The sequence below is a fragment of the Corynebacterium sp. MSK204 genome (genome assembly GCF_030229885.1).
Taxonomy (GTDB): domain Bacteria; phylum Actinomycetota; class Actinomycetes; order Mycobacteriales; family Mycobacteriaceae; genus Corynebacterium.
Window position 1 is genome coordinate 1 of the sequence record NZ_JASPGQ010000033.1, and the last position, 4,268, is coordinate 4,268.

Sequence of the window (4,268 nt, forward strand, 5' to 3'; positions counted from 1 at the left end):
GACTCACAATGAACATCCTCTCTTACGGACACAAGATCCGCACTAATCGGGTGTCCACTAAACGAGGGTAACCTCAGCTACTTCAGTCTCGGCCAGATCCTGAACAACTTCGACCAGCTCGCTAGTGGTGGAAGGGCCCTGTATCTTGGGCGCTTCAAGGAGAGCGGGAAGAGACATTCAGTTCTGAGACTATGCTACCGACGACACAGAGTGGCACAGTGCATTTTTTGGGGTAGGTGGGATCGTGCTCTAGGCGAACAACTGTTTGGTGCGAATTACCTCTTGTCCGAAGACTCCGATAAGTTAGTGACCGTTAAACCTCTCATGGACCCGCTCACTCTCTCGGAGGAATCGTGGCAATCACGTTTACTGAAGAATTTCGCCAAGCTCTCGATTTAATCAGCGCAGGACGAAACGTTCTCATCTCAGGTAAAGCCGGAACCGGCAAGTCCACGCTGTTGCGGGAATTCCTTGAGAACACGGGGAGCAAGAAAGTACTCGTCACCGCACCCACCGGTGTCGCTGCTCTGAACATCGAAGGCTTCACTATTCACCGAGCTTTCGGGTTTCGGCCATCGATGGTCCTGAGCGATCTAGAAAAGGGTGGTTCGTGGCACCCATCCACCATGACATGGGACGTGCTTAAGAAGACTGACATTCTCGTTGTGGACGAGATTTCGATGGTTCGTGCCGATCTCTTCGACATGATGGATCAGGCTCTTTGCCGTATCCGCGGGAATGGGAAGCCCTTTGGCGGTGTGCAGCTCGTACTCGTCGGTGACTTGCTGCAGTTGCCGCCGGTTGTCACTCCGAATGAAGCCGAGCTTTTCAATTCGGTGTGGGAGACCCCTTACTTCTTTTCCGCTCAGGTGTACGCTCGGCTGGACTTGGAAGAAATAAACCTAACTCAGGTCTGGCGTCAGGCTGACCCAACGTTTATTGACCTTCTCAACGAGGTTCGTGAGGGACGTGTCGGCGAAGAATCACTGGAAACCCTGAACCAGTTGGTTGCTCCCGATTTCGATGCGCCCGATGACTGGGTGACGTTGACGTCGCGTAAGTCGACGGTGGCAAGGATTAACCGCCAAAAGCTAGCCAACCTTCCTTCAGAAAAGTTCGTATCGGTTGCGGAAGGTACGGGAGATCTTCCAGCCAATTCCTTCAGCGGTGAGGACGAACTTCACTATGCCGAGGGGGCACGCGTCATGACGGTGATTAATGATCCGAAGGGCCGATTCGTCAACGGTAGTTTTGGTCAGATCGTGCGGGCAACTGGGCACGAGATCGATGTGAGGATTGACGCGACTGGTGAAGTGGTCACCCTGGCCCCACACACGTGGGAAATTAACCGGCCGGGAATTGATGGCTCACGCTTGGTTAGCCAGACAATTGGAACGATTAGGCAGTTCCCAGTCATTTTGGCTTGGGCCATTACCATCCATAAGAGCCAAGGCAAGACAATCCCAAAGCTCTACATTGATCTTGCCGGCGGTACTTCCACCGATGGGCAGTTCTACGTTGCACTATCACGTGCAGTTGATTTGGAACATCTGCGCTTTTCTACTCCGGTGGAGCCTCGTCACATACGTGCCAACAACGCCCTTGTCCGTCGTGTCAGACGAGAAGTAAGTAGCGGCGTCAATACCGACCGTGTGGTGCTCGTGTCATTCAACGGCGTGAATTTTGGCATGAGTGAACACGTCGCACGAATTCATGCGATTGTGTATCAAAATGGTAATCGGGTTGCGAGCTTTGGGTCGTGGATTAATCCGATGGCTGACCTCGGGGAATTTGGACAGCGCTATAAGATTCCGGTGGGCGGGCTCGCTATGGCACCGACGTTAGGAGATTTCTGGCCACTTCTCCTTCGTCAGGCTCAAGATGGCATCGTCGTTGGTGACCGTCTTGCCATGCTCGAGCGTGCCGTACGTCATCAAGAAAAAGGCATGGATGTTGCTCTCGGCATCGGGTACGAGGTGGGGGACTTTAGCTTCGAACCAGAAGGTGATGACGTCGTCAGCCGGTGTGAGTCGATGGCGGTTGCCTATGAGAATGGCACGATTGCCCCGTCACGCGGACAACTAGTTCCCCGCGCAGAACGGGAAACCGAAGGCGCAGTACTTATTCCTTCTTGGGCGCCGAAAGCGCCGATGATCTTGGACCAGCTGCAGGCCACGGATTCGGATAATGCATGGGCAGCGATGTCCGGTGGCACCGTGATGCCGCGTTCATTCGCGGAGGTGGAAGAGTGCGCCGAACTTCTTTCTGCATGGGCGGTATCGCGGGGCTTGTGGACGCAGGAGCTTTACGACGACATCCAGGCCCGCGTCGCACGCATCGATACCCGTACCGTGGAGCTGCCAGCGGTCGATAATGCCCCTGTGGATGTCCCTAGTCTCCTTGTTCCGGGGACTCGTATCGCTTTTACCGGGCGTAACGAGCTCCTCGGCGGCCCCGCCGATGACGAGCGCCTTGACCGCATCTGCCGTACCCGCCGCCTTGAGTACAAGAAGGGAATGTCGAAGACACGGTGTGATGTTCTCGTCGCTCGCGATGTAGCATCGATGTCTCGTAAAGCTCAGGCAGCTCGCGAGTTTGGGAAGCCGATCATCTCGCAGGACGATTTCGAGTACTGGTATGAACACGGTCCGTTCCTCGAAGCGCCCGCCCCCGCAGCGGACACCGGAGCTGCAGTAGTAGAGGAACCAGCCAGTGCTCCAGTGAAGGAAACTGAGGCCGCTCCGACGGCTGCTGCTACCGGTTCGCAAGTTGCGGAGGTAGAAAACAATGTCGCGCGGGCCGCGGACGTCCTGTCCCCAGGTACCCGCGTAGCGTTCCGTGGCTCTACCATCATTGACAATCAGCTTTACCCACAAGGGCCGGTGCTCCAAGAATTTTGCGCGGGGTTGGGTCTGGTCTACAAGCAGTCCGTAACCAAGACACGGTGTGATGTCCTCGTAACTGATGACCTCACAGCCCAAGACGGCAAAGCAAGCCTTGCGGTGCGTTACAACAAACCATTAGTGAAGCGTGAAGACTTTGCCGCATGGGCGCAGGAGCAACTGCGCGAGGAAGAGGAAGAAACGGATGTTGCTGCAGCCGCAACAGTTTCAGATCTGCAGGCGGCTAACCCATTCATTGTGGACGACGAGCCGTCTACCACTACGGAAGCAGTAGAGCCGGACACTAACACGGATCCTGAGCTTGGGGATGCCGCCGACGCCTCGGCTCCGCCCCAAGGCTGGAGCCTGTCTCATACACCATGGGAGCCGACACGCCAGGCTCAACCAGAGCCGTTGCCTGAGCAGCAACCATCACCCCGGGCAGATGCGACACAGCAGCGTGAGCAGAACGGCCAAGATGAATCCTTATCTTGGTTCGCGGAACCGTCGCCGAAGCAAGAATCTCCCTACGCGCCGGCACCATCAGCGGAACCAGCTCAGTCGACTCCTGCAGCAGCATTCCCGGTGCCCGAACCAGTTACAAAGCCGGTCCCGGAAACCTCTCAGCCCGGCAAGGAGAGAAAGTCCCCACGCTGGTTCAAGCGCTCAGCTCTAGGTTTGCTTGCGTTAACAATCGCAATATTCGTGGGAGCAGCTGTTGGTGCCCCAGATGCGTTCCTTGGACTAATGATACTCGCGTGGATGGTTGCGGCATTCGGCACCGTCCTCTTTGGTGCCGTTGCCCTTGTTACGTGGAAGCGCTGAGTAAGAACTGTTCCGACGAGACGGTTCCTTTATCAGTCGAGTCGGTACAACTCCTAGTCATCCGGCATTCCAGTGCCGGGGACGTAGTGAAGTCCGAGCTTCAAGGAGAGGGCAATCGACGCCTCGTTGAGGCGTCGATGATGGCGACGACGGGGAGTTATGCGAACCGTCCGCGTGCACTGGAAATCGCAGCAGCTGCGGCCTCCTTGGCAGGCCTTTCCCCTTGTGATTCGGGCGTGAAGCGGTAGTAGAGCTCTCCGGTACAGACTGGTCTGGGCTCTGAATCATAATTTTCCCGATGTAGTGAAACTGCTTGCATGCGTCGGCGTTATTCAACTTTAGCGGGCGGGGCGCGATGGGTGAAACGCTTCCAATAGATTTTGTTTCTATGCGGTGCCGTGTTGAACCCATTCAATTATCTATTCTAACGATCTAGAGTCAGCCTTGGGCCAGTCTTGCTACTTGACTTGTGAAGGTGGTTTACTTGACGCGCGACGCTATTTAGTACCGGTAGGGCGGTATCGAGTACCGACCGGTGCGGATATCGGGTACCGGGGGTAG

The 4,268-nt window shown here is 55.9% G+C and carries 1 protein-coding gene; it reads left to right on the forward strand.

The features are described from left to right. Positions 1–353: 353 nt before the first annotated feature. A complete protein-coding gene (locus tag QP908_RS11555; RefSeq protein WP_284772339.1) occupies positions 354–3,707 on the forward strand; it encodes an AAA family ATPase in 3,354 nt (1,117 codons plus the stop codon). The last annotated feature ends 561 nt before the right edge of the window (positions 3,708–4,268 follow it).